The sequence below is a fragment of the Halorussus halophilus genome, assembly GCF_008831545.1.
Taxonomy (GTDB): domain Archaea; phylum Halobacteriota; class Halobacteria; order Halobacteriales; family Haladaptataceae; genus Halorussus; species Halorussus halophilus.
This window is the reverse complement of record NZ_CP044523.1, coordinates 1,468,875-1,495,458: the sequence shown is the minus strand read 5'-3', so window position 1 is coordinate 1,495,458 and position 26,584 is coordinate 1,468,875. Positions and strand designations below refer to the sequence as shown.

25 protein-coding genes are annotated in these 26,584 nt (G+C 63.3%); 11 read left to right on the top strand and 14 right to left on the bottom strand.

Annotated elements, in window-relative coordinates:
* Positions 1-8 precede the first annotated feature (8 nt).
* The 3 genes from F7R90_RS07285 to F7R90_RS07275 all read right to left on the bottom strand — a co-directional run bounded on the left by F7R90_RS07285 (position 9) and on the right by F7R90_RS07275 (position 2,529).
* Positions 9-215, bottom strand: a complete 207-nt coding sequence (locus tag F7R90_RS07285) for a hypothetical protein (protein ID WP_158056589.1) — start codon at positions 213-215, stop codon at positions 9-11.
* A gap of 63 nt (positions 216-278) precedes the next feature.
* Positions 279-1,715, bottom strand: a complete 1,437-nt coding sequence (locus F7R90_RS07280) for a small ribosomal subunit Rsm22 family protein (RefSeq protein WP_158056588.1) — start codon at positions 1,713-1,715, stop codon at positions 279-281.
* A 58-nt stretch (positions 1,716-1,773) separates the two neighbouring features.
* Entirely contained in the window at positions 1,774-2,529 is a 756-nt protein-coding gene (locus F7R90_RS07275; RefSeq protein ID WP_158056587.1) for a prephenate dehydrogenase/arogenate dehydrogenase family protein, read from the bottom strand.
* Between the two features lie 95 nt (positions 2,530-2,624).
* Here F7R90_RS07275 and F7R90_RS07270 point away from each other — a divergent pair, with 95 nt between their 5' ends.
* On the top strand, positions 2,625-2,954 hold the full coding sequence (locus F7R90_RS07270) for a hypothetical protein (RefSeq protein WP_158056586.1): 330 nt from the start codon (positions 2,625-2,627) through the stop codon (positions 2,952-2,954).
* A 7-nt stretch (positions 2,955-2,961) separates the two neighbouring features.
* Here the strand turns inward: F7R90_RS07270 and F7R90_RS07265 are convergent, their stop codons facing one another.
* Both F7R90_RS07265 and F7R90_RS07260 read right to left on the bottom strand, forming a co-directional pair.
* Positions 2,962-3,750, bottom strand: coding sequence for an aldo/keto reductase (locus F7R90_RS07265; protein WP_225741311.1), 789 nt, complete (start codon positions 3,748-3,750; stop codon positions 2,962-2,964).
* Between the two features lie 379 nt (positions 3,751-4,129).
* Positions 4,130-5,305: a M24 family metallopeptidase gene (locus tag F7R90_RS07260; protein WP_158056585.1), complete on the bottom strand. Its 1,176-nt coding sequence runs from the start codon at positions 5,303-5,305 to the stop codon at positions 4,130-4,132.
* 79 nt (positions 5,306-5,384) lie between these two features.
* Here F7R90_RS07260 and F7R90_RS07255 point away from each other — a divergent pair, with 79 nt between their 5' ends.
* Positions 5,385-5,672 carry a hypothetical protein gene (locus tag F7R90_RS07255; RefSeq protein ID WP_192498426.1) on the top strand — a complete coding sequence of 96 codons (288 nt, stop codon included), beginning with the start codon at positions 5,385-5,387 and terminating at the stop codon, positions 5,670-5,672.
* 149 nt (positions 5,673-5,821) lie between these two features.
* On the opposite strand, the gene F7R90_RS07250 is transcribed toward F7R90_RS07255, so the two are convergent.
* The gene (locus F7R90_RS07250) at positions 5,822-6,169 is read right to left on the bottom strand and encodes a hypothetical protein (protein ID WP_158056584.1); all 348 of its coding nucleotides are present in this window, start codon (positions 6,167-6,169) and stop codon (positions 5,822-5,824) included.
* A 121-nt stretch (positions 6,170-6,290) separates the two neighbouring features.
* On the opposite strand from F7R90_RS07250, the gene F7R90_RS07245 reads away from it, so the two are divergent.
* The 4 genes from F7R90_RS07245 to F7R90_RS07230 all read left to right on the top strand — a co-directional run bounded on the left by F7R90_RS07245 (position 6,291) and on the right by F7R90_RS07230 (position 11,923).
* A complete protein-coding gene (locus F7R90_RS07245; protein ID WP_225741287.1) occupies positions 6,291-6,737 on the top strand; it encodes a universal stress protein in 447 nt (148 codons plus the stop codon).
* A gap of 86 nt (positions 6,738-6,823) precedes the next feature.
* Positions 6,824-8,116 carry a 3-phosphoshikimate 1-carboxyvinyltransferase gene (gene aroA / locus F7R90_RS07240; protein ID WP_158056583.1) on the top strand — a complete coding sequence of 431 codons (1,293 nt, stop codon included), beginning with the start codon at positions 6,824-6,826 and terminating at the stop codon, positions 8,114-8,116.
* A 74-nt stretch (positions 8,117-8,190) separates the two neighbouring features.
* Positions 8,191-9,426, top strand: coding sequence for an alkaline phosphatase family protein (locus F7R90_RS07235; RefSeq protein ID WP_158056582.1), 1,236 nt, complete (start codon positions 8,191-8,193; stop codon positions 9,424-9,426).
* A gap of 295 nt (positions 9,427-9,721) precedes the next feature.
* Positions 9,722-11,923 (top strand): CDC48 family AAA ATPase, encoded by a 2,202-nt coding sequence (locus F7R90_RS07230; RefSeq protein WP_158056581.1) that lies wholly within the window; start codon positions 9,722-9,724, stop codon positions 11,921-11,923.
* Between the two features lie 12 nt (positions 11,924-11,935).
* Here the strand turns inward: F7R90_RS07230 and F7R90_RS07225 are convergent, their stop codons facing one another.
* Positions 11,936-12,148: a hypothetical protein gene (locus F7R90_RS07225; protein ID WP_158056580.1), complete on the bottom strand. Its 213-nt coding sequence runs from the start codon at positions 12,146-12,148 to the stop codon at positions 11,936-11,938.
* A 150-nt stretch (positions 12,149-12,298) separates the two neighbouring features.
* Between F7R90_RS07225 and rbcL the strand changes: the two genes are divergently transcribed.
* Together rbcL and F7R90_RS07215 are read left to right on the top strand one after the other, a co-directional pair.
* On the top strand, positions 12,299-13,546 hold the full coding sequence (rbcL, locus tag F7R90_RS07220; protein WP_158056579.1) for a type III ribulose-bisphosphate carboxylase: 1,248 nt from the start codon (positions 12,299-12,301) through the stop codon (positions 13,544-13,546).
* A gap of 137 nt (positions 13,547-13,683) precedes the next feature.
* Positions 13,684-14,223 (top strand): DUF2243 domain-containing protein, encoded by a 540-nt coding sequence (locus F7R90_RS07215; RefSeq protein ID WP_192498425.1) that lies wholly within the window; start codon positions 13,684-13,686, stop codon positions 14,221-14,223.
* A 244-nt stretch (positions 14,224-14,467) separates the two neighbouring features.
* Here the strand turns inward: F7R90_RS07215 and F7R90_RS07205 are convergent, their stop codons facing one another.
* Positions 14,468-15,787 (bottom strand): MFS transporter, encoded by a 1,320-nt coding sequence (locus F7R90_RS07205; protein WP_158056577.1) that lies wholly within the window; start codon positions 15,785-15,787, stop codon positions 14,468-14,470.
* A gap of 313 nt (positions 15,788-16,100) precedes the next feature.
* Here F7R90_RS07205 and F7R90_RS07200 point away from each other — a divergent pair, with 313 nt between their 5' ends.
* On the top strand, positions 16,101-17,087 hold the full coding sequence (locus tag F7R90_RS07200; RefSeq protein ID WP_158056576.1) for a hypothetical protein: 987 nt from the start codon (positions 16,101-16,103) through the stop codon (positions 17,085-17,087).
* 193 nt (positions 17,088-17,280) lie between these two features.
* On the opposite strand, the gene F7R90_RS07195 is transcribed toward F7R90_RS07200, so the two are convergent.
* From F7R90_RS07195 to F7R90_RS07185, 3 genes are all read right to left on the bottom strand, one after another.
* Complete coding sequence (locus F7R90_RS07195) at positions 17,281-18,063, bottom strand: YihY/virulence factor BrkB family protein (protein ID WP_158056575.1); 783 nt, start codon at positions 18,061-18,063, stop codon at positions 17,281-17,283.
* A gap of 173 nt (positions 18,064-18,236) precedes the next feature.
* Positions 18,237-18,839 carry a hypothetical protein gene (locus F7R90_RS07190; protein ID WP_158056574.1) on the bottom strand — a complete coding sequence of 201 codons (603 nt, stop codon included), beginning with the start codon at positions 18,837-18,839 and terminating at the stop codon, positions 18,237-18,239.
* A 159-nt stretch (positions 18,840-18,998) separates the two neighbouring features.
* Positions 18,999-21,854 (bottom strand): DEAD/DEAH box helicase, encoded by a 2,856-nt coding sequence (locus F7R90_RS07185; RefSeq protein ID WP_158056573.1) that lies wholly within the window; start codon positions 21,852-21,854, stop codon positions 18,999-19,001.
* A 105-nt stretch (positions 21,855-21,959) separates the two neighbouring features.
* On the opposite strand from F7R90_RS07185, the gene F7R90_RS07180 reads away from it, so the two are divergent.
* Together F7R90_RS07180 and F7R90_RS07175 are read left to right on the top strand one after the other, a co-directional pair.
* A complete protein-coding gene (locus F7R90_RS07180) occupies positions 21,960-22,232 on the top strand; it encodes a zinc ribbon domain-containing protein (RefSeq protein WP_158056572.1) in 273 nt (90 codons plus the stop codon).
* A gap of 82 nt (positions 22,233-22,314) precedes the next feature.
* Complete coding sequence (locus F7R90_RS07175; protein ID WP_158056571.1) at positions 22,315-22,788, top strand: hypothetical protein; 474 nt, start codon at positions 22,315-22,317, stop codon at positions 22,786-22,788.
* A 1-nt stretch (position 22,789) separates the two neighbouring features.
* Here the strand turns inward: F7R90_RS07175 and F7R90_RS07170 are convergent, their stop codons facing one another.
* From F7R90_RS07170 to F7R90_RS07160, 3 genes are read right to left on the bottom strand one after another with little or no spacing between them, the layout of a single operon-like run.
* Positions 22,790-23,536, bottom strand: a complete 747-nt coding sequence (locus tag F7R90_RS07170; RefSeq protein WP_158056570.1) for a metallophosphoesterase — start codon at positions 23,534-23,536, stop codon at positions 22,790-22,792.
* Entirely contained in the window at positions 23,536-25,314 is a 1,779-nt protein-coding gene (locus F7R90_RS07165) for a hypothetical protein (protein ID WP_158056569.1), read from the bottom strand. The genes F7R90_RS07170 and F7R90_RS07165 overlap by 1 nt, the downstream gene beginning before the upstream one ends.
* Positions 25,311-26,582, bottom strand: coding sequence for a Single-stranded DNA binding protein (locus tag F7R90_RS07160; protein ID WP_158056568.1), 1,272 nt, complete (start codon positions 26,580-26,582; stop codon positions 25,311-25,313). The genes F7R90_RS07165 and F7R90_RS07160 overlap by 4 nt, the downstream gene beginning before the upstream one ends.
* Positions 26,583-26,584 lie beyond the last annotated feature (2 nt).

The window sequence follows — 26,584 nt, the reverse complement described above, 5'->3', positions numbered from 1 at the left end:
GCGTATTTTTACGACGCTTCTCCGCCTTCGTCCTCGGCCTCCTCGAGAATCAGTGCTTTCGGCTCGAACTGTTTGCCGACGAAGGCTTCGACCGCCTCGTCGCTCAGTTCGGTGACGACTGCTTCGACGCGGAGTTCGATGGCGTTCGGAAAATCGGCTTTCCGGAGTTCGATGTCACGCACCTCCACGTTCGAGAGGTCGAGTGTTCGCTCCATTCGAGTAGGTTATCTTCGAGTGGTAAAGAGTCTCGCGCCGCGACTAGTTGTGGAACTGCGACGTCACACCGGAATCCTGTCCACGACGGTCTCTTCGTCCACGACCAGATTGTAGGCCCCCTCGTCGTCGTTCCAGAGGACGAGGACGCCCTCGAACGACAGCAAGTCGCCGTAGTCGGCCGTCGAGAGGTCGCGGTTCAGCGACGTCTCTCTGGTCAGCACGGCGAAGTTGCCGACCGACTCGCTCCCGTCGCTGACTTTGAACAGGGGGTTCGCGTCGCCCTCCGACAGCGAGTGGCTGAGTTTCACCGCCACGAGGTTGAGTCGTTGGGTGACGTGGTCCTCCATGTCGGCCATCTTCGCACCGTGTTCTCGGTTGGCCGTGAACTCGACCTTCCGCTTCCCGTCGGGTCGGAGAATCGCGTGGGAGTACTGCACGTCCACGTTGACGAACTCGCCGTCTTCGTGTTCGTCGTCGGGGTCGTCTTTGCCTGCGGCCTCGTCCAACTTTCGCTGGAACGCCGGGACTTCGAGGTCCGGTTTCACGTCGAACGACCACCCGCGGTCCGTCGGGCGCTCTTCCGGCCAGAGCCGGAGCGTCGGCGAGTAGACGGTCGCTGCTCGTTTTTCGTCCGCAATCGCGCGCTCCACGTCCCGCAGTCCGATGCTCGTTTCTCTGTCTGCGGGTTCGACGAGCAATAGCGACCCGTCGTCGGCGAGTGCGTCGAGATACCGAAGCGCGACCGCTTGTGGGTCGTCCAACTCGTTGAGGACGTTCGCGAACAAGACGACGTCGTACTCTGTCTCGTCGCCGAAATCGTACTCTTCGGCGGTCTCCCTACTGAGCGACCAGTGGAAGTTCGGCCGCGAGTCGGCGAGCATGTGTTCGAACACGTCGGCGGCCGCGCTCGGTTCGACGGCGTCGTACTGCACCAGCGAGTCGTCTGGCAGGTAATCCGCAATCCCGAGTGCCGGGCCACCGACGCCAGCGCCCACGTCCAGAATTTTGAGGGTGTGGTCGAGCAGTCCCTGTTCACCCAGTTCGTCCAGCACGTACTGCGCCACCGCGTAGTTGTCCGGGAGGTGGTAGATGGCGTAGCCGAGTGCCGCCGTCTCGTCGTACTCGACGGGGTTGTTCTCGAAGTAGTCCGCCTTCAGTCGACGAATCGTCTCGCGGAGTCGGTCGCCCGACTCGCCCTCTGCCCAGTCGAGTCCGAACTGCTCGACCAGCAGGTCTTCGAGGCGGTGAGCGTGCTCGTCTGGTAACGCCTCGACGCCGTGGAAGACGGACTGTATCTGCCCTTCCTCGACCGGTTCGAAGGTGCGGTCGTCGCGCTCGACCAGTCCGAGCGAGACTGCTTCCTCGCGCAACACCTGCCGAACGACGGCGGGGTGCGGTTGTCCATCGACGTAGTCACTGACCTCCTCGGGGTCGATAGGCCGGACGTTGCGCAGATACTTCGCGTTCTCTCGAATTCGCTCTCGTTGCTCGTCGTTCATCGTCCTCGGTTCTGGTTCGTCATTGTCGCCTCTCGACGCGTCTTGAGAGTCTCGTTCGTCATTCGTCTGTCTCCGTCTGCTCGCCCTCTCCTGCCACTCGATAGATATCTGTGAACGTCTCCGAATCTGCCTCGGCCAGTTCTGTCGCCGCTTCCGCGACCCGGTCTGCACCGTCGAAGGCGTCCTGAATTTCGGCGTAGACGCGCGGCGTCCCGCCGGTCACCTGTTCGGAAAGTTTGGCTAACTCGTCGTAGACAGGCGTCGTCAGGCCGTCGGGCACGTCTTCGGCCGCCAACGCGAACGCGAGGACCGCGGCGTGGGTACTGGCCTGTACGGTCTCCATCGCCTCGTCGTGTTCCTGTGCCGTCGTCTCGACCAACTCGTTGCCATGCGCTCGCATCTGTTGGCGCACGGCGTCGATGACGGGACCGGACTGCTCGACCACGACTGCGACGTTCCCCGGCGCGTTCTCCGGCGCGAACAACGGGTGAAAACTCGCCCGCTCGCGGTCAGGGACCTCCTCCCCCATCGTCGCTAGTGGTCCAGCCATCGTCCCGGTCACGTCGAAGACGGCCTGCTCAGCTTTCGGCGCGTGGTCGGCGATAGCGTCCTCGGCGGCCGAAATCGGCACGGCGACGCAGACCGCCGCGAATCGCTCGTCGGTGTCGAGTGAGACGGTGCGCGCACGCTCGCCGAGGGCTTCGGTCGCGCGCTCTGCGGCCGCGGGGTCGGCATCAGCGAACGCGACGTCGGCGTCCACTACTCCGCCGAGCCACCGACCCATCGCGCCCGCGCCGACGACGAGTATCTCCATTGGCAGGTGATAGCCGACGTACTGTCAAAAGGAGTTCGTTCGTCTGTCCACCTCGAAAGCGCCAAATTATTCATTGCCGATTGATGACTCCCGATATGAACTACCGCACGAAGGTCAACGCAATCGCTGGCGGACTCGTCGCAATCGGGTTCGGAGGCGTCCCCGGCGCGCTCCTCGGTGGCGGACTCGCGGGGTACCTTGAGGGGAGAGACGTGTTCGAGAGTGGCGTCGCTGGCGTAGGCGTCGCTCTCGTCGCCGTCGTCGGTCTCCTGCTGTTCTCGTTCCCCCTCGAAACCGTCCGCCACGGGAACTCTCACTGGTTGACGTTCCTCGGTCGAATTCTCACCCAGTCGCTCCACGTCGCGTTCTGGGCCACCGTGGGCGGCGGAGTCGGTGGCTACGTCAACAGAGAAACCGGGATTTGACTGCAACTCACTCGTTCCACGGCGCGACGTCCGGGTCTACCTGCCGGTCAGTCTGCTCGACGTCGTCGATTTTCGCCACGTCTTCTTCGTCCAGTTCGACGGTCAAACTCTCCCAGTTCTCCCAGAGGTGCTTGCCAGTCGTCGCCTTCGGAATCGCGGTCACGTCCTTCGCGCGAAGCCACGCGAGACTGACCTGTTCGGGCGTCGTGTCGTGTTTCTCGGCGATGTCTTGGAGTTCTTCGACCGACTCGACTTCGGTGCGAGCGAGCGGTGAGTAGGCGACGATTTCGATGTCTTCCTCGGCACAGACCTGCTGGAGTTCCGACTGCTGAAGCAACGGGTGCATCTCGATTTGGTTGGCGAAGATGGGTGCGTCGGACGACTCCATCGCCTCCTCCAGTTGCTCGGGTTCGAAGTTGCTCACGCCGATTTCCCCAATCTTGTCCTCCTCTTTGAGTTCCCCGAAGGCGTCCATCGTGTCCATGGGGTCGTACTCACCGGTAGGCCAGTGGACGTACAGCAAATCGACGTAGTCCAATCCGAGTCGCTCCAGACTCTCTTCGGTCGTCTCGATGACGTGGTCGTAGGCGAGGTTCTCGGGGCTGACTTTCGTCGCCACGAACAGGTCCTCCCGTGGCACGTCGCTCTCGGCGATGGCGTCACCGACTGCCTCTTCGTTGTCGTACCCCTGTGCAGTGTCGATGTGTCGATACCCCATTTCGAGCGCGTTCGTGACGGTATCGACGCACTCGTCGTAGTCGTCGATTTGGTAGGTTCCGAGACCGAGCATCGGCATTCCGTGCGTGGTTGGCGGCGTGAAGGGCGGTTCCGATTCGGCTTCCGCTTCAGGTTCTTCCGTCACCTCCGTGGGCTCACCAGTCTCCGAAACCGCCTCGAAAGTTCCCGCTCCTTCGCGTTCGTGCTCCATCTCTGTCGAGCGACTACTCTTCCGTGAGCGTCGTCCGAGCACGTATCCGGCGACGAACGCGCCGACGAAGAGGAGACCACGCCGGAGCAACCCTCGACTCCGAGTCCCCGTCGTCGCGTCCCCCGTTTTGCCCGACGCCTGCGCTACCTCGTCCTGCTCGTCCGTTCGCTGGCGGCCAAACATGCATCTGCGATACCACCGGGAACCACTTCGCCATTACGGCGGTGCAAACCGAGTTGGTCTGGTGTTACTCCACGCACAGGTGCTTGGGGTAGTCGGTCAAGTTCTCGTAGCCGTCTTCGGTCACGACCACGAGGTCTTCGATGCGGACGCCGCCGAAGTCGGGGTCGTAGAGGCCGGGTTCGATGGTGATGACGTGGCCCGCTTCGAGTTGCTGGCCGTCGCCCGCGATTCGCGGGAGTTCGTGCACGTCGAGTCCGATGCCGTGGCCCGTGCTGTGGATGAATCCGGTTTCGGCCGCGGAGTTGCTTCGAAGCGTGTCGTAGCCCTTCTCTTCGTACACGTCACAGACCGCGTCGTGGACGTCCGCACCAGTGACGCCAGCCTCGACAACCTCCATCGCCGCCTCGAACGCCTCGTAGGTATCCTCGTAGCGCGCTCTGACTTCGTCGCTGGCCTCGCCCTTGCAGAACGTTCGAGTCATGTCGGCGTGGTACTTGCTGGCCTTGCTCCGCGGGAAGATGTCCACGACGATTGGCTCGTCTGCTTGGAGTGGTCCGCTCCCGCGGTTGTGCGGGTCCGCGCCGTCCGCCCCGCAGGCGACGATGGTCTCGTCCAGTGCGCACCCGTGGCGCAGGAGCGTCACTTCGATTTCCTCCTTGACGCGCTCGCTGGTCAGCACCTCGTCGTCGTAGTAGAGTTGGCCGTCCTCCACTGACGCTTCGGCGAGGAGTTGTTCGGCGGCGCGCATCGAGGCTTCGTTGGCTTTCTGTGCCTCACGAACGTGTTCGATTTCCTCGTCGGTCTTCACCGCGCGAATTTGGGTCACGACTTCGCCGTCGAGAACCTCTACGGAGACGCCCTGCTCCCGCAGACCGTCGGCGAGACCCAACGGGAAGCGTTCGGGCGCGGCGATGGACTCGACGCCGTAGTCGTCGAGGAACGCTGCGGCCACCCGGTTCATCGCCTCTTCGCGGCCGTACTTCGAGACTTTCTCGGCGAAGTCGTAGTCGCCGAGTCTGGCGACTTCGTCGGCACGACTCTCCTTCTTCGCGCGGCCGTACTCCAACCCGGAGACGAGCAGGTAGGTTCCCTCGGGCGTGTAGAGCGTCTCGAACGAGTCTGGAGCGTCGAAGCCCGAGAGGTACAGTTGGTCGGAGTCGTCTGAGGCGGCGGAGACGAGATAGCCGTCTACGCCTACCGATTCGAGTGCGTCGGCGAGTGGGGAGAGGTCCGGTTCCATACACGGCCGAACCGCCCGGAAGGGCAAAACGGTACGGGTTGCGGAATGGATTTACGTCGGGTGTTCGTAAGAGCCGATAATGTCAACTGACGGATTGGAGAGTCGTCGTTCGAAGATGCTTCGAGCGTTCCTCGTCTTCCTCGCCACGGTCGTGTTTCTGTACAGCATTCTCATCGCCACGCAACCGCTTCTGGGCGTGTTCTTCGTCGTCTTCCTGTTCCTCGCGTATCTCGCGTGGCAGTTTTTAGGTATCGCCAAGCGGTTCGTGGTCGCATTGGAACGGATTGCAGATTCGATGGAGCAGGGAGACGATTCGGTTGGTAGTCGAGTGGGTTCGGAGGAAGTCGAGCGAGAACGAGAGTTCTGACGACGAACGAAACGTCGAATCGAAGTGCCGACTCACCGCCAAACGGCCAACTGCTCCCATCGAATCCCGACGTGTCTCCCTCGCTGGACGAGATATATCAGTGAGGTGATGAAAATTGACAACAACGGCGTCGCGACGACGTAGAGCCATCAGTGTGGTTGCCAATCCGCGTTCGACTCCCGGAGGATCTTCGCTTCTGCGTAGTAGCCGTAGAGCGAAGCGAACGAACTCCCCATGAAGACCACGAACGAACCCCAGACGACGTATCCGAGAAGATTTGCGCTCGTCCAGTAGAGGGTGGAACCGTATGACGAAAGCCAGACGAGAGCAAGCAGAAAGACGCCGAGCGTGATTACAAAGACGCCGGTGGCCAAAACGAGAAAGTGGGCTCGCCACCATCCCGAATCTTCGATAGTCCGGCGATAGGCTCGTTCGGAGTCAGCTGTCGGTATTTCGTCGTCGAACGAATTCGAGTAACGTTCCGAACCACTTGACATACCTCTCCCACAATCTATCTGAAAGTAAGTATACACTGCCTGAGGTTTTACAAGGGCGTTCTACAAGTTGCAGTCTCTAGCCGAAACGGAAATCTTCGTGCGAGTCGAACTAATTCCGATCATGAAATACCTCGTCGCAGTCGATGGTTCGGAGTCGAGCATGGACGCACTCGCCACCGCACTCGAAACCGCCGAAGCGACCGGTGCGTCGGTCGTCGCTCTCCACGTCGTCGTCCCGGAACTGACCTTCATCGGTGACGACGAAGCGCCCACGAGTTTCGCCGAGGCGTCCGAAGAACTGCTGGACGACGCCACCGACGCAGAAGAGCGCGGACAGCGAACTCTCGAACGTGCCCAAGAGCGCGCCGAGGAGTCAGGTATCGACCTCGAAACCGGTCTACTGTACGGCGAACCAGTCGAAGCCATCGTGGAGTACGCAGACGCCAACGACGTAGACGTGATTTACATCGGCCACCGCGGCCTCTCCGAGCGATTCGAGGGACTGCTCGGGAGTACCGCCAAGGAAGTCGTCGGGCGCGCCACGGTGCCGGTGACGGTCGTCAGGTGACGATGCCGGTAACAAGATAGTTCTCTGGGCTCGACAACACTGCCACCTCCGGTATCCTGATACGGAATGCGGTCGTCGGGTCGGACATGGACGTAGAAATCGAGCCATCGACGCTCTCGGGGGTCGCGCGGGCACCCTCCTCGAAGAGTTACACCCACCGGGCGATTCTGGCCGCCGGGTACGCGGGCGGCGCGCTAGTGTACGACCCGCTAGTGAGCGCAGACACGAAAGCGACGATGCGAGCAGTGGACGCCTTCGGCGGCGACGTGACCATCGAGTCGGACCATCTCGTCGTGGACGGCTTCGACGGTCGCCCCGAGATTCCGGGCGACGTCATCGACTGCGGCAACAGCGGGACGACCATGCGTCTGGTGACCGGCACGGCCGCACTCGGTGACGGCATTACTGTGCTGACCGGCGATAGCTCCTTGCGCTCGCGGCCGCACGACCCACTCCTCTCCGCTGTGGACGACCTCGGGGGTCGCGCCGAGAGCACGCGAAACAACGGACAGGCCCCGCTGGTCGTCAAAGGACCTATCTCGGGCGATACCGTCTCGATGCCCGGCGACGTGTCTTCGCAGTTCGTCACGTCGCTTCTCATGGCCGGAGCGGTTACGGACGAGGGCATCGAAGTCGAACTCGAAACCGAACTCAAATCCGCGCCGTACGTCGATATCACGCTCGAACTGCTCGACGAATTCGGCGTCGAGGCTGGGAAGCGAAAAGATAGTTACCACGTCGAAGGTGGACAGTTCTACGAACCGGAAGACGGCGAGTACCACGTGCCCGGTGACTTCTCCTCTATCTCGTATTTGCTCTCTTCGGGGGCCATCGCGGCTGAAGACGGCGAAGAGGTCCGCATCGAGGGTGCCTACCCGAGCGCGCAGGGCGACAGCAAAATCGTCGGCGTCCTCGGACGGATGGGCGCGGACGTAGACTGGAACCGCGACGACGGAATTCTCACCGTCACGAAATCCGACCTCTCCGGCGTCGAAGTAGACGTTGGCGACACACCGGACCTGCTCCCAACCATCGCCGCACTGGGTGCGGTCGCAGACGGCGAGACGCGCATCGTCAACTGCGAACACGTTCGGTACAAGGAAACCGACCGGGTGAGCGCGATGGCCGAAGAACTGGCGAATATGGGGGCGAAGACCGAGGAGGAAGCAGACGTGCTGACTATCCACGGCGACGACAGCCAGTTGACCGGTGGCGTGGTGGACGGCCGGGGCGACCACCGCATCGTGATGGCGCTCGCCGTCGCGGCACTCGCCAGCGACGGTCCGACGATGATTGCGGGTGGCGAACACGTAGACGTGTCGTTCCCGAAGTTCTTCGACGTGCTGTACGACCTCGGCGCGACCGTGGAACGGCAGTAACCCTTGACGCTGGGTCTGACAGACCCACCCGCACCATCGCCATCGCTTTTTACTGGCCGACTGAACCGAACGCTATGCTCCGCGACGACCTCGCCGCGTCCCTCCGAGAAGAGTGCGAAGAAGACGGGTATCTCTTTCCCGACTACGGCGGCTACTGCTTCGCGCGCGTTCCCCAGACGATAGCGTCGGTATTGGGCACAGATTTCGGGCGGACGCTCCCCGAGGACGTACTTTCTGCGGAGAGTACTGACAGCAAGAACGTCCTCGTCGTGCTGGTCGATGGTTTCGGCTACGAGCAGTGGCGGCGCGAGCGCGACCACCACCCGTTTCTCGACAGACTTACTGCAGACAGTCGCGTGACGCCGTTGACTTCCATCTACCCGAGCGAAACTTCGGCGGCAATACCGACCTTCCACACCGGCGCACTGCCCGCCGAACACGGCGTCGTCGGGTGGAACATCTACGAACCGACCACGGACGAGGAGTTCGAGGCGCTGCCGTTCCAGACGAAAGACGGCGAAACGCCGAAACTCCCCCCGGAAGAGTTGCTCGATGCGGAACCGCTGTATCCGGAACTCGCCGATGCGGGCGTCGAATCGCACCACGTGATTCCGTTCCCGGAGACGCTGGCGGGTGCGACTGCGCACAGTTACGACTCGCTCGGGGAGGTGCCGGAGAAAATCGAGGCGGCGCTGGATGCGTCTGCCGACAGTCGCTCGTACTGCTACTGTTATCTGCCGCAGGTAGACCACGCGGGACACGAGTACGGAACCCACTCCGAGGGCTATCGCCAGACGGTCGGTGACGTGTTCGAAATGCTCGAAGCAGCCGTTTCTGGCATCGACGACGAGACTGCGAACGAGACCCTGCTGGTCGTGACGGCCGACCACGGCCACGTGAACACCGACCCGGAGCGAAACGTAGATATCAGTGAATTCGAGGCAGTCACGGCCGCTCTGAAACGTCACGCGAACGACACCCCGGTGAAGTTCTCGGGGAGTCCACGGAATTTGCATCTGCATCTGGAGGGCGAAGAGTCCGCAGAGCGAATCGCTGGACTGCTCCGCGAGGAACTCGACGCGAAGGTACTCACCAAGGCCGACGTGCTGGAGATGGAACTGTGTGGGAGCGAGGCGAGCGAGACGTTCCGGCGACGACTCGGCGACGTGGTGGTCACGCATCGCAATCTGGGCGTGTGGTGGGCCGACGAGGAACCGGACGAGTTGGAACTCGTCGGCATGCACGGCGGGCTGACTCCCGAGGAGATGCTGGTTCCGCTCGCGACGGTTGGGATGGACGAACTACGGTAGATGGAGGTTGTCGGGACATTGTGGTTGCGGTGCTGTGCTGAGCGGTTGCGGTGCTGAGCGGTAGTCGCACCAGCACGAAGCAGACGCGCGAAATCTGGCCGTTTAGCGGCCAGATTTCGCCGCATCTCTTTTTTGGTCTCTTGCTGAGCGAAGCGAAGCAAGGCTCGTCAGAGCTTCGCTCTGACGGTGCAGATTTTTTGCGCAGGGGTGCTGAGCGCCTGCGGCGCGACGGCACCCCTGCGCGAAAAAAGGTGGAGGGGGAACGCTAAATACCGTAGAGCCACGAGACGCTGACATGAACGCGAAGGGTTCCACGGCGGTCGAGTTGACCGTGCAGGGCGCGGAGAAACGAGACGCCGGGCGCGGAATCGCTCGAATTCCCGAGTCTGCCCGCTCGGCATTGAGCGTCTTGAGCGGCGACACCGTCGTCGTGGAAGGCGAGCGCGACACCGTCGTGAAGGTCTGGCCCGCGAGCGGCGACGTGAAGACCGGCGTGGTGCAAGTCGATGGCGAGACGCGCGCGAACGCGGGCATCAGCATCGGCGACACCGTGACGATTCGCCAGATTGCAGTCGAGGACGCGAACTCGGTGACGCTCACTCCCACTGCGAGATTCGACCCCGACGACCGCGACACGCTCGAAACCGCGCTCAAGCGCACGCTTCGAGACCGCCCGGTCAAGCAGAGCGAGCGCGTGCGCATCGAGCGACTGGGCGACTCCGGTACGTTCCACGTCGCGGAGACGAATCCCGACGGCGTGGTTCGAGTGAGCGGCGACACGCGCGTGACGGTGACGCTCCCCGATAGCGGCGGAAACAGCAGCGCGAGAAGTTCGCGCGGACAGAGCGACGAAGCAATCTCTATCACGGTCTCCGACGAGAAAGACAGTTCCACGCCTAACAAGCCGACTGGTGCGACCTACGAGGACATCGGTGGTCTCGACGAGGAACTCAGGCGCGTGCGCGAGATGATAGAACTCCCGCTGTCGAACCCCCGACTGTTCCAGCGACTGGGCATCAACCCGCCGAAGGGCGTCCTGCTGTACGGGCCGCCAGGCACGGGGAAGACGATGATTGCGAAGGCAGTCGCCAACGAGGTAGACGCCAACTTCGTCACCATCTCCGGCCCGCAAATCATGAGCAAGTACAAGGGCGAGAGCGAGGAGCGCATCCGCGACATCTTCGAGAACGCCCGCGAGAACGCCCCGACCATCATCTTCTTCGACGAAATCGACGCCATCGCAGGCAAGCGCGACGACGAGAGCGACGTGGAGAACCGCATCGTCGCGCAACTGCTCTCGCTGATGGACGGCCTCGAATCGCGCGGCGAAGTAGTCGTCATCGGTGCGACGAACCGCGTCGATGCTATCGACCCCGCCCTGCGTCGAGGCGGCCGGTTCGACCGCGAAATCGAAATCGGCGCGCCCGACGAGGGCGGAAGAAGGGAGATTCTGGACGTTCACACGCGGGGGATGCCGCTGGCGGAAGACGTTGACTTAGACAGACTCGCGGGGAGTACCCACGGTTTCGTCGGCGCAGACCTCCACACGCTGGCCACCGAGGCCGCGATGGCCGCCCTCCGGCGAGCGCGCGACGACGGCGCGGACGAAGCGGAGTTGATGGACGTGAAAGTCACTCGAACCGACTTCGAGACGGCGATGACTTCCGTTGACCCCTCCGCGATGCGGGAGTTCGTCGCCGAAGCTCCGGAAATCGACTTCGAGGACGTCGGGAATCTCGACGACGCAAAGCAGACCTTGACCGAAGCGGTCGAGTGGCCGCTAGCGTACCGGAACCTCTTCGACGCGACGAACACGGAACCGCCGACGGGCATCCTTCTGCACGGGCCGCCAGGCACGGGGAAGACCCTGCTCGCACGGGCACTCGCGGGCCAGAGCGACGTGAACTTCATCCACGTGGACGGCCCGGAACTGCTGGACCGCTACGTCGGCGAGTCCGAAAAGTCCGTGCGGGAAATCTTCGAGCGCGCGCGGCAGGCGAGTCCGGCCATCATCTTCTTCGACGAGATAGACTCGTTGGCGGGCAAACGCGACGAGAACAGCCACGAAGTGACCGAACGGGTCGTCTCGCAACTGCTGACGGAGATGGACGGCCTCGCGGAGAACCCCAACCTCGTCGTCCTCGCTGCGACGAACAGATTGGAGGTGTTGGACCCGGCCTTGCTCCGACCGGGACGACTCGAAGAACACGTCGAGGTGCCCGCGCCGGACGCCGAGGGCCGCAAGAAAATCATCCAAGTACACGCTGGCGACAAGCCGATTTCGGAGGACGTAGACCTGGACGAACTCGCGGCCGACTTGGAGAACTACACCGGCGCGGATTTGGAGGCCATCGTCCGAGACGCCTCGATGCGCGCGATTCGAGAGGCCGCAGAGGCGTGGGGCGTCGAGGAAGCAGATAGGAAAGCCGACGAGATAGCAATCGAGGAGAAGCACTTCGAGGCGGCAATCGAGAAAGTGCGGCCGACGTTGGGGTAGCCGAGCGAGTCTTCAGTCTACGAGGAGCGACACGCCCCACGCGGCCACGGTACCGACGAGGAGTCCGATAGTCGCCATCAGTAGTTTAGCGAACGTCGGGAGCGTCTTCGGGACGCCGGGAACGAAACCGGCCCAGAAGGCGGCAGTTACCGCTAGCGACACGGCGAACGCCGTCGTGAGTAGGACAGGAATCGGACGGCGTCGGTAGAGTGCCGATACGGCCATGCGAGAGAGTATTCCGATAGACGACAAGTGTTTTCTGGTCGTTCGGTCGAACGAAATATACGGACTGGCAGGGGTCGCGGCGAGGAACCATCACGAAAATCAGCCTCAAATATTATTGTCTAGCGGTGCGATAGTTCCGGGGGTACAACGATGACTGGCATCAAATACGAAGACTTCCTCGACCTGGGCTACGAACCGGCGGATTCGGAACTCGTCTGCGACTTCTACATCGAACCAGCACACGACATGAACATGGAGGAGGCCGCCTCGCGCGTCGCCTCTGAGAGTTCGAACGGCACGTGGGCCGAACTCCAAGTGGACGGCTCTATCACCGACTTGAGCGCGACGGCCTGTGACATCGACGGCAACCACATCACGGTGGCGTACCCCGACGCGCTGTTCGAGAAGGGGAGCATGCCCCAGATTCTCTCCTGCATCGCGGGCAACATCATGGGCATGAAGGCCGTGGACAACATCCGACTGCTCGACTGCGAGTGGCCCGAGGCGATTGCGACTTCCTTCATGGGACCGCAGTTCGGTTCCTCCGTGCGGAACGAAATCTTCGACGCGGGCGACCGACCGATTACTGCAACCGTCCCGAAGCCGAAGGTCGGCCTCTCGACGGACCAACACGTGCAGGTCGGCTACGAAGCGTGGACTGGCGGTCTCGACCTTCTGAAAGACGACGAAAATCTGACCGACCAGGATTTCAACCCCTTCGAGAAGCGCCTCTACGACAGCATCGAGGCCCGCGACAAAGCCGAAGAAGAGACTGGCGAGAAGAAGAGTTACCTCATCAACATCACCGCCGACGGCGACGAGATGCTCCGGCGTGCGGAACTAGTCGCCGACGAGGGCTGTGAGTACGTCATGGTGGACGTGGTGACGACCGGATGGGCCGCCGTCCAGCAGGTCCGCGAACTGTGTGAGGACCTCGGACTCGCCATCCACGCCCACCGCGCGATGCACGCCGCCTTCGACCGCGTGGAGGAACACGGCGTCTCCATGCGCGTCATCGCCCAAATCTGTCGGCTCTGCGGCGTGGATCAGCTCCACACCGGCACCGCCGACCTGGGTAAACTCGCCAACGAAGACACCGTCGGCATCAACGAGTGGATGTACTCGGACCTCTACGGCATGAACGACGTGCTGCCGATGGCCTCCGGGGGCCTTCACCCCGGTCTCGTCCCGGAACTCGTGGACCGCGTCGGCACCAACATCGGCGTGCAGGCCGGTGGCGGCGTCCACGGCCACCCCGACGGAACGTACGCGGGCGCGAAAGCATTCCGGCAGGCAGTGGACGCGACTGCGGAGGGCATCGACATCCACGAGTACGCCGCCGACCACCCAGAGCTACAGACGGCCCTCGACAAGTGGGGCACCGAGACGCCGCGGTAGAAACAGCGACTCCGCGTCAATCAGCCGCTTTCTTTCGGCGCAGTGAATCGTCAGTCGACGTATCGAACGGATTCTGCACGAACACACAGAACGTTCACACGCAGAACTTTCTGTGAGGCCAGCGAACTTCCGGGGCCATGACCGAAGAGACGAACACCGCATTCAGTGACGACCAGCACGTGGTAACTCGACGGGCCCTCCTCGCAGCGGGGGTGTTCGGATTCGGGTTCAGCGGACTTGTCGACGTGTTAGTGTTGCACCACGTTCTCCAGTGGCACCATCTCGTTTCGGGGATTTACTCGATGGATACCCTGAGCGGCCTCCGAACGAACATCCTCGCCGACGGTATATTCTCGATAGGAATGGTGACCATCATGAGCGTGGGAGCGGGACTCCTCTGGCAGTCCAAACGGCGAACGTACGCGCCGTTGGCCGTGAAACCACTCGCCGGTGCTGCGATAATCGGTCTCGGTGTGTTCGACGTGTTCGACGCCGTAGTCGACCACGCTCTCTTGGGCCTGCACCAACCCGTGGGGGCGGGCGGTCAACCGCTGTCGCTGGGTGGTCGATACAACCCTCACTGGCTCGTCGTCAGTCTCCTGTTCGTCGCCGCAGGGTACTACGTCTACCGCGCAGGGGTACAACAACGAGATGCCGAAGCGGAACCCGACTCGTGACTCAGTCAGCGAAACGCCACCAACTGGACAATCCATCGTGAAACTGTACGCATCGTCGGCAATCGAACTGCTACTGCTGGTGGGCCCGTTACACGGAGCCACGCCATCGGTGCCGGTGCCTCACTGGGTAGTTCTGCTCGTGGCAGTTCCGACTCTCTGGCTGGTCATCGGTGTCGCTGTGGTCGCGGTGGACCGAATATGTCGCCTATTCGACGGTTTCGAACGCTGATTCGACCGTCGTGTCTCAATCGGCCGTCGTGCGGACGGTTCCGCGACCACGAACCCGAGTCAGCAGTCCGAGAATCGGCACCAGTAGGATGCTCCCCACGACGAACGGTGCCCAGTAGGCGATGCCGGTGTAGAGCGCGCCAGCGAGCGCCGGGCCGAACGTACGGGCGAGACTGCCCGCGCTCTGGGTCAGGCCGAACGCACTGCCTTGGTCGTCGCCGCTCGAACTGCGCGAGACGAGCGTGTTCAGCGAGACGTTCGTCACGGCGTTTCCGGCGGCGAGTGGCGTGACGACGACGAACAGCGCGAGGATGGCGGAGGGTACGGTTGGCAGGGCACCCGAGAGCGGTCCGACGCGCGGAATCAGCGTTGCGAGTTCAGGTGCGAACGGTACCAGCGCAAGCGTGGCGACTTGAATTCCTGTTCCCCCGATTGCGAGTCGGCGTTCGCCGAAGCGGTCGGTCAGCGGGCCGACGAGACCGCCCTGCACGATAGCGAGGACCACGCCGAAGTACGCGAGCAGGAAGGCGTTCTCGGTGGTGCCGTAGCCGTACTGGTCGTTCGTGAGGAAGATGAACTGGCTTTCGAGCGCGGAGAACGCGAACGAGACGAGGAAGAAGGAGACGACGAGCGCGGCGAGGCCGCGCGTCGTGAGTGCGTCGAGGAGGACGGCGATTCGCGACTGGCTCTCTACGTCAGCGTCCGCCGATTCGTCTCGTTCCTCGGGCGGCCGCGACTCGGGGAGGACGACGACCGCAACGAGCAGGTTCGCGGCGGTGATAATCGCGGCGGCGAAACTCGGCAAGGTGAACTCAGAGACCGGAACGATTGCGGGAAGCACGTCCCGAGCCAGTGCGACGACGGGCGCGCTGGCGACGAATCCACCGAGTGCGGGACCGAAGATGAATCCGATGCCGAACGCCGCGCCGAGCAGTCCGAGTCCCTTCGCGCGGTCCTCCGGAGGCGTGATGTCGGCGATGTAGGCTTGTGCGGTGGCGATGTTGCCGCCCATCGCCCCTGCGAGCATTCGCGCGAGGAAGAGAACGGCGAGGCTTCCGGCGAATCCGAACAGCGTCCACGCGATGACGCTTCCCGACAGCGAGAGCAGGAGGACGGGTCGTCTCCCTCTCCGGTCGGAGATTCGGCCGAGAATCGGCGCGAAGAGGAACTGCATCGCAGAGTAGGAGGCGATGAGCAGACTGCCGACGAACTCGCTCGCTCCGAACTCCAGCGCGTACAGCGGGATGACCGGGATGAGGATGCCGAAGCCCAGCAGGTCCAAGAAGACGATACCGAACACGACCGCCAAGGCCCGACTCCGATTCTCGACCGGCATAGGCGACGTGTCGGAAGGAGATGAGAAAACGGCTCCGGTTGGTGGAAGCGCCGGTAATGTTGTATTTTCAATCAGTTCTCCGAAGACGGACGAGTCGCAGAAACTGTTCCGATAGTCGAGATGTGAGGGGACTACCAACTACGACTCGAAAAAGGCCGATTCGCTGGCAGACGAGTCGCGTGAGGGGCTGAAACCACTTTTAGCCGGGACGACATGTTCGAGTGAGAGAATTCGTTCACAGCCATCTCGGGTAAGTAAAAACGCCATTTGTGCTTACGCAAGGTCCTTTGAATAGGGGTGGCAATGTGGAAGTGTGAACCGACGCGAACTCCTCCACAGAACAGGCGCATTGGCCACGGTCGCCGGACTGGCCGGTTGCCTCGGTAGTTCGTCTGGCGGGTCGTCCCCAGCGGGTGACCAGAACACGGCCCAACAGACGGCGGCCGGGAAGACCAGCACGAAGTCCGCGACCGAAGCGACGACCACGACCGACGGTTCCGAGTCGGAGAAGACCAAGAGCGACGAATCGTCGTTCTCCGGCGTCGAATCCGACGCCGAGAACCCGTTCCGGACGGTCGAACTCGGCAAGCGCGAGGACGCGGCGTTCGCCGAGAACAACCGCCCTCGCGGTCTCCTCGTCTGGAACGCCGTCGAGTCGGCGCGAACGATTCGCCTCTCGGTCGCCCAGAAGGGCGAGACGCTGTTCGACGAGCGAATCGAGTTCGAAGCCGACGCCTACCTGAACGTCGTGCTGAACGACCCCGCAGACTACCGCGTCTCGCTCGGCGTCTCCGGTGACTCCTCGGCCGGTTCCTCGACGTTCTCGGTCCCCCGAGCATCGTTCGACTGCAACAGTGCCACGACCCACGTCGGCGTCATGACCGACGGGGCAGTCGAGACCCAGACCGTCTCGACTGCGATGGCGTGCCCCGGACCGAAAGTCGCAGACACCGGTTTCCAAGCCGGAGAGGGTCAGTGTGGGAAAGAGCACAGTGCGTCCGTCACCTTCGGAAGCCAGGACCGCGTCCTTCTGCGCGGTGCAGTCCGGACGCCGAACCCCCGCACGCCCATCACGCTCGCCGACGCGAGCTACGACAAAGACGCCGACACGTTGACCGTTCGGGTGAAAGCCGAACAGTCAGAGTCCGACTCCAGCTCGGGCGCCGGTACGCAGTGCGTCGGCGAGGTCCCCTACGAAGCCGAGGTCACGTTCGAGAACGACTTCCCCGGCACCGTCGTGGTCGTCCACGAGTCCAACGACGAATCGGTCGAAGTGACGAAGCAGTCTCGGGGCGAGTAACGCCCCGCTCGTCGGTTTCACATCGGTCCCCGCCGTTCCCGACCCCCGCAGTTGCCGCGATTCCCCGCAGTTGCCGAACCCGACCCCCGCATCGACTCCGTCACGCCGTCGGACGCGAACCGAGACATTGAGACATCGGAAGCCAATCTGAACCGGACTGCTGCGACGACGGCACCGCCGCCCTTTTTCCGCGTCACCCACTCCGCCCGGACAGCACCGCGTTTACCACTGCGCCGAAGAGGACGACGACGCCCGCGAAGTAGAGCCACGTCACCAGCAACAGAATCGCGCCGAGGAACCCGTAGGCCTGATACTTGTCGGCGCTGCTGGCGTACCACCGGAACAGAATCTGGAGGAGTAGCCACCCGACCGCCGCGACGACTGCGCCCGGAATCGCGCGCGGAACCGTCATCTCGACCGGCGGGAGGACGTAGTACAGCGGGAGAAACACGACCGACAGCGTAGCGAAGAAAAAGAGCGTGCTGACCGCGCCGGGATACGGAACGACGCCGTCCAGCGCAGGACTCCCCAGGAAGTAACCCGCACCGAGCGTCACCCCGACGGAGACGACGACGAGCGTGACAGTGAGGGCGCCGTCGAGCAACTGTTGGACAAACGAGGGGTCCGTCGTCGTTCCGTACGCCTCCGAGAACGCTACGTCGAGGCCGCGGAACAGTCTCGTCGCGCTCCAGACGAGCATGACGATTCCGACGAGACCCGCACCTGTTCGACCGGTCGTGTTCGTCAACGCTCGGTGAAGCACCTGCTGGCCCGAAGACGACAACAGACTCTCGAACTGGGAGATGATCGAGTCGGCGAACGCGTCGCCACCGACGAGACTGCCGACGACGAGGGCGAGTACCGCCAGCGGAACGAGCGAGACGAACGCGTAGTACGCGACACTTGCCGCCAAGAACGTGAGGTTTCTATCCCGAGCGACGGAGACGACTCGACGGACGGTCGTCGTACTGACCATGCAGTTATTTCCACGGGAAAACGTATAACGCGTTGGGCAGAATCGACGGCATTCGGGAGGACCCGCCGTCAGTGCTGGCGACACTTTCGTCGCTCGTCTTGCAGTGTTGCTACCTCGTGTGACGGTACGTTCGAGACGCGCACACGTTCAGCCTCACATTTCCGTCGTCGTTTTCACATCTCCGTCGTCGTTTCGTTCCCCATCGTCCCCGCTTCGGTCATCGTTTCCTCACCTGCCACCGCTGTCGTCGTCTCGGTTCCGACGGCAGTCGTCTCCGGTGGTTCGGTTCGTTCGAGCGTGACGCGGTTGAGACCGTCGCACGGTTCCGAGGCGGTGACTTGGAACCACCGACCGAGGGCGATGCGGGCACGCTCCGACTCGGGCGTCGTCTCCGGGGTAGTTTGGGTTTCAGTCTGCGTCGGTTCGGGAACGAACCGCTCGACGGGAATCAGCAGGCCACGGAAGCCCAGATTTCGGTCGCCCCTGAACGCGCGGACGATTACGAGTTGGTACTCCTCGTCTTCTTCGGTGCCGAGACAGGCCGCCGGAACGGTCTCGGTCGCCGGGTTCCCCGCAGGGTCTCGCGGCCGGAACCGGACTCTGAACAGGTCGCCGTCCTGCAAACTGAAGCTGAATGCACCGCCCTCAGCCTGCGCTTCGGTGGTCGTCTCCTGTCCCGCGGCCCCGACGACCGTCCAACCGCTTATCGCGAGTGCGCCAGCGGCGGTCCCCGTCTTGAGCAGTTCGCGTCGGTCGAAGTTGCTGTCTCTCGTCATCGACCGCGAGTCACCGGCCACGGAGAAATACCATCGCGGTCGTTCAGACTGTTCGTCGTCTGGTCGCAGTCGTATTGGCTGATTCATCGCTGGTCGGGTGTCGAATCGCTCGATACAGAGCGACAACGCACGGGTTCGGTCACGTCGCTGCGCGGGAAATCAGTCCCAGAACGATTGCGTGCGAGCGTACTGGCGTTCCTGCGTGAGAATATCCCTATAAAAATCGTCCTCGTCCTCCCGCAACTTTCCGATGATTCGGGCGGCGTTTCGCGGGCCGACGCCCCGCGCCGCGAGCGCGACGACGGCTTGCTTGCCGTGGCTCTGCACGAGGTTTCCGGCCTTGTAGGCGCGCTGGGTCATCTTCTCCTGTTCGTCGTCTTTCTCGTCTGCACGAACTGCCTTCACCACCTCGTCGGCCCACGGATTCAGCGCGGCGACGTGCGTCGAATCGCACTCGGGACACGTCGGTTGGTCGCGGACCCTCCGAACCGGTTTCTTGTACTGCCACTCTTTGCAGTGGAGACAGCACAGCAACACGTCGTCGTCCTGAATCCGATCTTTCACCGTCTGGATGACGCTAGCGTCGGCGTTCTCGGGCGCGAGAAGTTCTCTCCCCGAAGAACGGCCGCCGCTTCCGACGGGTGTTCGACCGCCGGTGCGGACGACATCGGTGTCGCCCGACTGGATGTCTTCGAGAATCTCGCTCGCCTGCTCGACGGCGAGTTTGTCGTGGAACACCTCTCTGACCGCTTCGTCGTACATCGGCGTGTCTTCGAGCGCGGCCATAAGTCGATTCATCGACGCGCGGTCAGTGGAGTCGCCCTGCCAGCGACGGAGCGCGCCGAACTTCGCGGCGACCTGCGAGAGTTTGAATTTGAGGGTATCGGAGTGCTTGAGGCTCAACTCGATGATGGCCGCGACGTGGTCGGGGTCCGTATTCCTGAGAACGCCCTCCACGTCTTGCCCAGAAACTTTCGCTGGCACGTCCAACTCGATTCGGTAGGGGTCAACCTCCAGTCCGACCGACGAACCGGTCTGCTGGCCGACGAGCGAGGAAATCACGCGCCCGAGCGTCTCGTTGACCTTGTGCCCGAAACAGGCGTTGACGACGATGGTTCGGGCGGCGTGCTCGACCACGATTCGGTCGGCAGTCGGCACTGGGGCCTCCGCCTCGGCGTGCTTGTCGAGTTGGTCGAGGGCTTCGCTCGCGGTGTACTCGTCGGCGGGATAGCGGTTCGTGAACTCCCGCGCGACACCGTCACGGGGCGCACCGCGCTCGAACTGCGGTCCGGCGACAGCGCGCATCTCGCCGACTTCTTGGGCGACGGCGAACGGCACCGGAATCTCCTCGCCGACCCACGAGGGAATCTCGCCGCCGGGGTCCTCGATGGGCGAGACTTTGACCGTCTTGTCCTCCGGATCGACTTCACTGATGCGCCACATCTCGCCGCGCTGGATGAACACCTCGCCGGGTTGGGCGAAGTTGACGACGAACCGCTCGTCCAAGGTTCCTATCTGGGACCCGCTGGCGATGTCCTCGACGGCGAACTTCTCTTCGTCGGGAATCATCGACAGGTTGGCGTAGAAGTACTGCCACGTCTGGCCCGCCTTCGACAACTCGTCGTCCTCTTCGTCTACCCAGACGATTCGATTGCTCTTCAACTCCGAGAGGACCGATTTGAAGTTCTCTTCGGAGAGGTCTCGGAACGGATAGGCCCGCGTCACCACGTCGTAGGCTTTCATCGCCGACAACTCGCCGAAGTCCATGACGAGTCCGGCGACCTGATTGGCTACCGTGTCGAGACTCCCGTCGTGAATCTCGGCGGGTTCGACTTCGCCGTCTTTCGCGCGCCGGGCGATGGCGAGGGCTTCGAGCGTGTCGTCCGGTCGCTTCGTGATGATTGTGCCGTGCGAGACAGCCTCCGAGCGGTGGCCCGCGCGGCCGACGCGCTGGAGCAGGCGCGCGACTTCGCGAGGACTCGAATACTGCACCACGTGGTCGATGCGGCCCACGTCGATGCCGAGTTCCATCGAGGAGGTACAGAGCAGACCGTCCAACTCTCCCGCTTTGAATCGGTCCTCTACGTCGATTCGGGCCTCCTTCGATAGCGAACCGTGGTGGACGCCGACGTTGGCGTCGAGTTCCTTGAATCTCGACCCCAACGCCTCGGCGGTTTGTCGCGTATTCACGAAAAGCAGCGTCGAGTCGTGGTCCTCGACGATGTCCAGCATGGCCCGGACGTGACTGGCGACGGTGGCGTCGGTCATGAGTTGGCCCGCCAGTTGCTCGTCCTCCTCGCGGATTTCTGGCTCTCGAACAGAAAATTCGACTTTGCTCCCCACGTCTACTTCGACGATTTCACACCCCCTATCTCCGGTCAGGAAGCGTCCGACTTCCTCGGGGTCCCCGACGGTCGCAGAGAGACCGATTCGCTGGAACTCGCCCGCAAGTTCGTGCAGGCGCTCCAAACCGATGGTCAACTGCGCGCCGCGCTTCGCGCTGGCGAGTTCGTGGACCTCGTCCACGACGACGTGGTGTACGTCTTCGAGTGCGGTCCGAAGTTTCGAACCAGTCAACATCGCCTGCAGCGTCTCGGGGGTCGTCACCAGCACGTCCGGCGGGTCGTTGGCCTGCTTCGAACGCTGGTAGTCGGTGGTGTCGCCGTGGCGCACGTCTACGTCCAAGTCGAGCTGATCGCCCCACCAGTCGAGTCGCTGGCGCATGTCGCGGTTCAGCGCCCGGAGCGGCGTGACGTACAAGGCAGAGATCCCGAACCGAGGTCCGTTCTCGGCTTGGTTTCGCGCTATCGCATCCAGCACCGGTAGCATCGCCGTCTCGGTCTTGCCGGTTCCGGTAGGTGCGACGACCAGCGCGTGTTCCCCGGCGGCCAGCGGCCCAATTGCGCGGCGCTGTGGCTCCGTCGGCGTCGAGAAGCCCCGCTCGGAGAGCGCGGCCCGCACCTGCTGGCCCAACTCCGCGAAGGCCGCAGAACCCGCGGCCGCTCCGTCGCTCATCGCCGGTTTCTAGCGGGGAGAGGGGCATAAGCGCGTTGGCTTCGGCCAATTGCGCAGCGAACGTCGAGCGACCAGCGGATGCGAGAGGAGGATAGATTTTTTTCGGTGAGTGAGAGTATCGACGGCATGGACACCACTTCGAAAGCCCTCCTCTACCTGCTCGTCGGGATAGCCGCCTTCTTCGGCGCGATTATTCTCTTTTCGCTGGGGCCTCTGGGGTGGCTCGTCGGTGGCTTGATCATCGTCGCGTGGCTAGTGCGCGGCAGTTCGTCGAACTCGGATACGACGACCCCGGACAAGACGAACTGCCCGGAATGTGGCGCGCGCAATTCGACCGACCGCAGCGACTGCGAATACTGCGACGCGCCGCTGTCGTGAGTCACCTCACGTTCGTGACTGACGCGCCGTTGTCGTGACGGGCGAATAGAATTTGTTCGCGGCCGTCGTAGTTACTCGCCAGATGAACGCAGAAGTCCGCTTCCGGGAAGTCCAGCAGTTCCGCCAGTGGTGGCTGTGGGGATTGCTCGCGATTCGGCCAGTTCTCGCCCTCGTCGGCCTTGCGCGCGGGACGAAGACGAGAGGTGACGCCGCCCGTGAACTGTTCGTTTCCCTCTCGGTCGCGGTTCTCCTCGGCTCTGCCCGACTGGTGACGGAGGTGCGCGACGACGGACTCTACGTGAAGTTCGAACCGTTCCATCGGTCGTTCGAACGGATTCCCTTCGCCGACATTTCGTCGTTCGAATCGGCGGGGTACAGTCCACTCCGGTACGGTGGCTGGGGGTTCCGGTGGACGCCGCGCAGACTCGCCTACACAGTTAGCGGGCGGAGCGGCGTGCAGTTCGAGCGCGCCAACGGGAAGTCGCTGTACGTCGGCTCTGACCGACCGGACGAACTGGTCGCCGCGGTACAGGAGGCGACCGACCCCGAAATCTAACTTAAATCTCGTCGTAGCGCCCCAACCGCGTCCCGTCGAGTAGGTACGCCTCGCCGTCGGGGAGCGCGTCGGGCAGAAACGGAGCCAGAAACTCCTGTCCTTCGACGTTGACCCACGTGCCGCCCGTCAAGTCGTTGAACGCCGGGAAGACGACGAGTTCGGCACGTGTATCGACCGCGGAACCGAATCGCTCTTCGAACGGTTCGGAATCGAGTTCCCCTCGCAACCAGACGCGCTCGATGCGCGTTCCGCCGACCGAATCTTCGAGTCGCACGGTCGGGTGTTCGTGGCCGACACAGACCGTCTCGGCTTCTAAGACCTCGCGTGCAGGCCACGTGTGACCGTGCGCGAAGCCGACGTCGCCGAATCTGGCTCCCTTGCCGTCGGTCACGTCGCACTCGACCCACTCCTCGATTGCGCCGTCGTGGTTCCCCTTGACCAGCGTGACAGAAACGCCCCGGACTTCGATTTCCTCCACGAGGACCTCGATTTCGCCGCGCTCCGCGCCGCCCGGTCCGCCGATGGCGTGCATCAGGTCGCCGAGGAAGACGACGCGCTGGACGTCCGTGCGGTCGAGCAAGTCGAGCAGTCGCTCGCGGCGTTCGCTCGCACGGCTGTCGATACTCACGCCGTCTGTGCGCATTGCTTGCTCGACGCCCGCGTGAAAATCGGCGACGACGAGCGCGCGCTCGGATTCGAAGTCGGCGACCGCAGCGGGGGCACCAGGGATCGGCTCGACCAGCGCCATCAGATTGGCTTCATCGTCTCCTCGCCGGACTCGTAGCACCGCCCGTCGAGCAGTGCGGCCTGCAGCGCGTCTTCCACGTCCGCGGGGCCGACACCGTCGTACTGCTGGACGACGGCCGCGAGCAGTTCCTCGCGGCCGACGCCATCGTCGTCGTTCAGGTCGCGCATCGCGTCCATGACGGCGTCTTCGAGGTCGTCCGGTTCCGGAGCGGCACTCTCGTCGGACTCGGACTCAGGTTCTGGTTCTGCCTCGCCTTCTTCGTCGCTTGGAGATTCTGACTCCGCTTCCGACTCTGGTTCCGGCGACTCGGCGGACGGTTCGAAGTCGTCGAGGCCGCCAGTCGTCGGTTCGTCCGTCTCGGCTTCGGATTCCGGCGTCTCCGGTTCGGGTTCCGGCGTCTCGATGTCGGCTTCGCCGGGGTCGCTCACGTCGGACCCAGAGGAGAACTCCAGACCGTGTTCTTCTTCGATTTGTTCGCGTTCGCCCTCGTCGAACTCGTACATCTCGTCGCCAGCGTCACCGAGGTCGGCTTCCGTTGCCGTCTCAGACTCCGATTCGGGCGAGTCGTCTGGCGTCGCCGGTTCAGACTCGGACTCGTCGCTACTCGTCTCGTCGAACGAACTCGTCGGCGCGTCGCCAAGGTCTGGTTCCGAGTCGGTCGAGTCCGACTCGACTGCCTCGGTGGGTTCGGGGTCCGCGCTCGCTTCGCTCGCGGCGTCCGTTTCGGTCGCCTCGGTCCGAGACTCTGCGGGCGGCGTCTCCGACTCTGGCGTCATCTCCGCGCTCTGCTCCGGTTCTATCGCCGTTTCGTCGGCCGACTGTGCGTCGGCAGTCGTCTCGGTTTCCGCTTCTTCTGCATCGAAGTCGCCGACGCTGGTGTCGGCGACTTCGCCCTCGGTCTCGGTCTGGGCCTCGGGTTCGAGACCCGCCTCGGCGTCGGCGACAACTTCGTCCGCGCCGACGGCATCGCTCTCGGCATCCGCTTCGATTTCCACGAGCGAGTAGTCGAACTCCACGCCCGCCACGTCGCCACCCTCGTCGGGAGCGAGGTCGAGCGGTCCGACTTCGTCGGCGGCAATTTCGCCCGCGACGACTCGCGCGGCGTCGAGAGAAAGCCCCCAAACCGCGGCGAGATAGCCGGGCGTCGTCCCGTAGTGGTCGATTGCCAGCGGGATGCCCGCCGCAAGGCCATCGTCTACGCCTTGCCTGTCGAGCAAGTCGCGGAGAGCGTCACCACGCTGGTCCAGTTCGAGCGCGTCGGCCATCGTGGAGACGCGCCGGAGCGTCTGTTCGGCTGTCTGGACCACCCAGCGGTCGCGCGTCTCGGCGTCTACGTGGTTGATGGACTCCGGCCGAACCGAGGTGAACACGCGGTCCGAATCGTCCGGTTGGAAGGTCCGAGCCTTCCCCGTCACCGCGACGAACGCAGGCGGTTCCGCACTCTCCAAGAACGCCATCTCGTCTGGTTGGTACTGTCCAGCGTAGACGACGAACGCGCCAGTCGGGTCTACGATGCGACCGCGAAGCACGTCGTCGCTGACCTGCTCGACCTGCGTCAGCACGCCGACGACGAACAGGCGGTTGATTCGCGCGCCGGTCGGCGTGATAACGTAGTTCGGCGCGCGTTCTTCGTCGCTTTCGGAGTGCGAGAGCGTCGCGTCGTCGTACTCGGCGGCGAAGACTCGCCACGCGACTTCGCGGCGGCCTGCGCCCCCTTGACTGGAACCGTCGTTGTTGCTCTCGTCGCCGTTTTGCTCGTCGTTGCCGTTCGAACTCATTGGGCCACCTCCGAGAGAAGGTCCGTCGCACGCGCGGCGGGGTCGTCTTCCGTCTCGTCAAAATCTGTCACTTCGACGTTCGCTCCGTAGTCGTCCACCGAGAGGTTGCCGCGCACGCGGAACTCCCGGCCGACGATGACGTCGCGAATCGACTCGGCAACGACTTCCTTGTCCATCGCGTCGCGGGCCTGCTCTTTGGCTTTCTCGACGCCACCGCCGTACACCTCGGCGGTGAGGTCGGCGTCGAGGACTGCCGTCACGGTGCCGGTGCCGTCGTCCAGAATCGCCTTGACGCGCAGATCGTCTTCGCCTTCGACTGCGCCGTGGCTTCGACACTGACCGTTCTGGATGACTCTCCCGCACTCCGGACAGCGTTCGATGAGGCCAGAGCCGTCGCGGACTGCGACGACGTTGCCGACGAGTTCCACGTCGTAGGCCCCGCCGGTGCCGACTGCTTCGTCCACGCTCATCTTGGTCGCGGTGTCGCTCACGTCCAACTCGTGGCCGACCGGCGAAACCGTCGTAAACTCAGAGAGGTTGACCGAGGGGACGCCTCGGAACTCCCGGACGTAGGTGTCTTCGACGCGAAGGTTCGCGCCTTCGACGACTTCCTCGCGGGCCTCCCAGTCGGTGAAGGGGAGCCGTGCGCTCTCGTCGGCGAGGACGCCGCTCTTGATTTCTGTCTCGCCGTCGCGGCCGTCGATGGTCTTCTGTTCGACTTCCACGACCTGCACTTCCAAGTTGACGCCGCGGTCGCCGGGGTGTAGTTCAGAGAGAGTCGCATCGCCGCCGACGGGGTACGGTACCTCTACGTCCTCCTCGAAGGCGACGTTCGTACTCTCGCCGAGGTTGAGTTCGGGGTTGCCCTCCCACTCGCGGACGCCAGCGTTGCCCGCGGTGATGGTGTCGCCCGCCGAGAGTCCGAAGTCGTCCCACGCGGTGTAGGAGATTTTCCCGCTCTCGTCGGCGATTTCTCCCTCGAAGATGGTCTGGTCGTTGCCCTGATAGCGAATCGAGCGTTTGCCGACCGTCAGCACTTTGCCCGTGACGGTGACGTTTCCGTCGTCGGGGGTGATGTCGCCGATGTCCGCGCGCGAGGGGCCACTCGAACCGCCGCCACCGCCGTCGCCGTACTTCCGGCGCAGGCTCTGTTTGGCCTCCTCGATTGGGACGCTGTACTCCACGAGATTCTGCAGGTCTGCTTTGACCTCCTCTTTGTCTACGCCGAGGTCGGAGGCGAGGTCCTCAGCATGGTCGTCTAAACTCATCA

What these genes read in the sequence shown, in the direction of transcription:
- F7R90_RS07285 (WP_158056589.1), bottom strand. Translation starts at nt 215, where the DNA reads ATGGAGCGAACACTCGACCTCTCGAACGTGGAGGTGCGTGACATCGAA.
- F7R90_RS07280 (WP_158056588.1), bottom strand. Translation starts at nt 1,715, where the DNA reads ATGAACGACGAGCAACGAGAGCGAATTCGAGAGAACGCGAAGTATCTG.
- F7R90_RS07275 (WP_158056587.1), bottom strand. Translation starts at nt 2,529, where the DNA reads ATGGAGATACTCGTCGTCGGCGCGGGCGCGATGGGTCGGTGGCTCGGC.
- F7R90_RS07270 (WP_158056586.1), top strand. Translation starts at nt 2,625, where the DNA reads ATGAACTACCGCACGAAGGTCAACGCAATCGCTGGCGGACTCGTCGCA.
- F7R90_RS07265 (WP_225741311.1), bottom strand. Translation starts at nt 3,750, where the DNA reads ATGCCGATGCTCGGTCTCGGAACCTACCAAATCGACGACTACGACGAG.
- F7R90_RS07260 (WP_158056585.1), bottom strand. Translation starts at nt 5,305, where the DNA reads ATGGAACCGGACCTCTCCCCACTCGCCGACGCACTCGAATCGGTAGGC.
- F7R90_RS07255 (WP_192498426.1), top strand. Translation starts at nt 5,385, where the DNA reads ATGTCAACTGACGGATTGGAGAGTCGTCGTTCGAAGATGCTTCGAGCG.
- F7R90_RS07250 (WP_158056584.1), bottom strand. Translation starts at nt 6,169, where the DNA reads ATGTCAAGTGGTTCGGAACGTTACTCGAATTCGTTCGACGACGAAATA.
- F7R90_RS07245 (WP_225741287.1), top strand. Translation starts at nt 6,291, where the DNA reads ATGAAATACCTCGTCGCAGTCGATGGTTCGGAGTCGAGCATGGACGCA.
- aroA (WP_158056583.1), top strand. Translation starts at nt 6,824, where the DNA reads ATGGACGTAGAAATCGAGCCATCGACGCTCTCGGGGGTCGCGCGGGCA.
- F7R90_RS07235 (WP_158056582.1), top strand. Translation starts at nt 8,191, where the DNA reads ATGCTCCGCGACGACCTCGCCGCGTCCCTCCGAGAAGAGTGCGAAGAA.
- F7R90_RS07230 (WP_158056581.1), top strand. Translation starts at nt 9,722, where the DNA reads ATGAACGCGAAGGGTTCCACGGCGGTCGAGTTGACCGTGCAGGGCGCG.
- F7R90_RS07225 (WP_158056580.1), bottom strand. Translation starts at nt 12,148, where the DNA reads ATGGCCGTATCGGCACTCTACCGACGCCGTCCGATTCCTGTCCTACTC.
- rbcL (WP_158056579.1), top strand. Translation starts at nt 12,299, where the DNA reads ATGACTGGCATCAAATACGAAGACTTCCTCGACCTGGGCTACGAACCG.
- F7R90_RS07215 (WP_192498425.1), top strand. Translation starts at nt 13,684, where the DNA reads ATGACCGAAGAGACGAACACCGCATTCAGTGACGACCAGCACGTGGTA.
- F7R90_RS07205 (WP_158056577.1), bottom strand. Translation starts at nt 15,787, where the DNA reads ATGCCGGTCGAGAATCGGAGTCGGGCCTTGGCGGTCGTGTTCGGTATC.
- F7R90_RS07195 (WP_158056575.1), bottom strand. Translation starts at nt 18,063, where the DNA reads ATGGTCAGTACGACGACCGTCCGTCGAGTCGTCTCCGTCGCTCGGGAT.
- F7R90_RS07190 (WP_158056574.1), bottom strand. Translation starts at nt 18,839, where the DNA reads ATGACGAGAGACAGCAACTTCGACCGACGCGAACTGCTCAAGACGGGG.
- F7R90_RS07185 (WP_158056573.1), bottom strand. Translation starts at nt 21,854, where the DNA reads ATGAGCGACGGAGCGGCCGCGGGTTCTGCGGCCTTCGCGGAGTTGGGC.
- F7R90_RS07175 (WP_158056571.1), top strand. Translation starts at nt 22,315, where the DNA reads ATGAACGCAGAAGTCCGCTTCCGGGAAGTCCAGCAGTTCCGCCAGTGG.
- F7R90_RS07170 (WP_158056570.1), bottom strand. Translation starts at nt 23,536, where the DNA reads ATGGCGCTGGTCGAGCCGATCCCTGGTGCCCCCGCTGCGGTCGCCGAC.
- F7R90_RS07165 (WP_158056569.1), bottom strand. Translation starts at nt 25,314, where the DNA reads ATGAGTTCGAACGGCAACGACGAGCAAAACGGCGACGAGAGCAACAAC.
- F7R90_RS07160 (WP_158056568.1), bottom strand. Translation starts at nt 26,582, where the DNA reads ATGAGTTTAGACGACCATGCTGAGGACCTCGCCTCCGACCTCGGCGTA.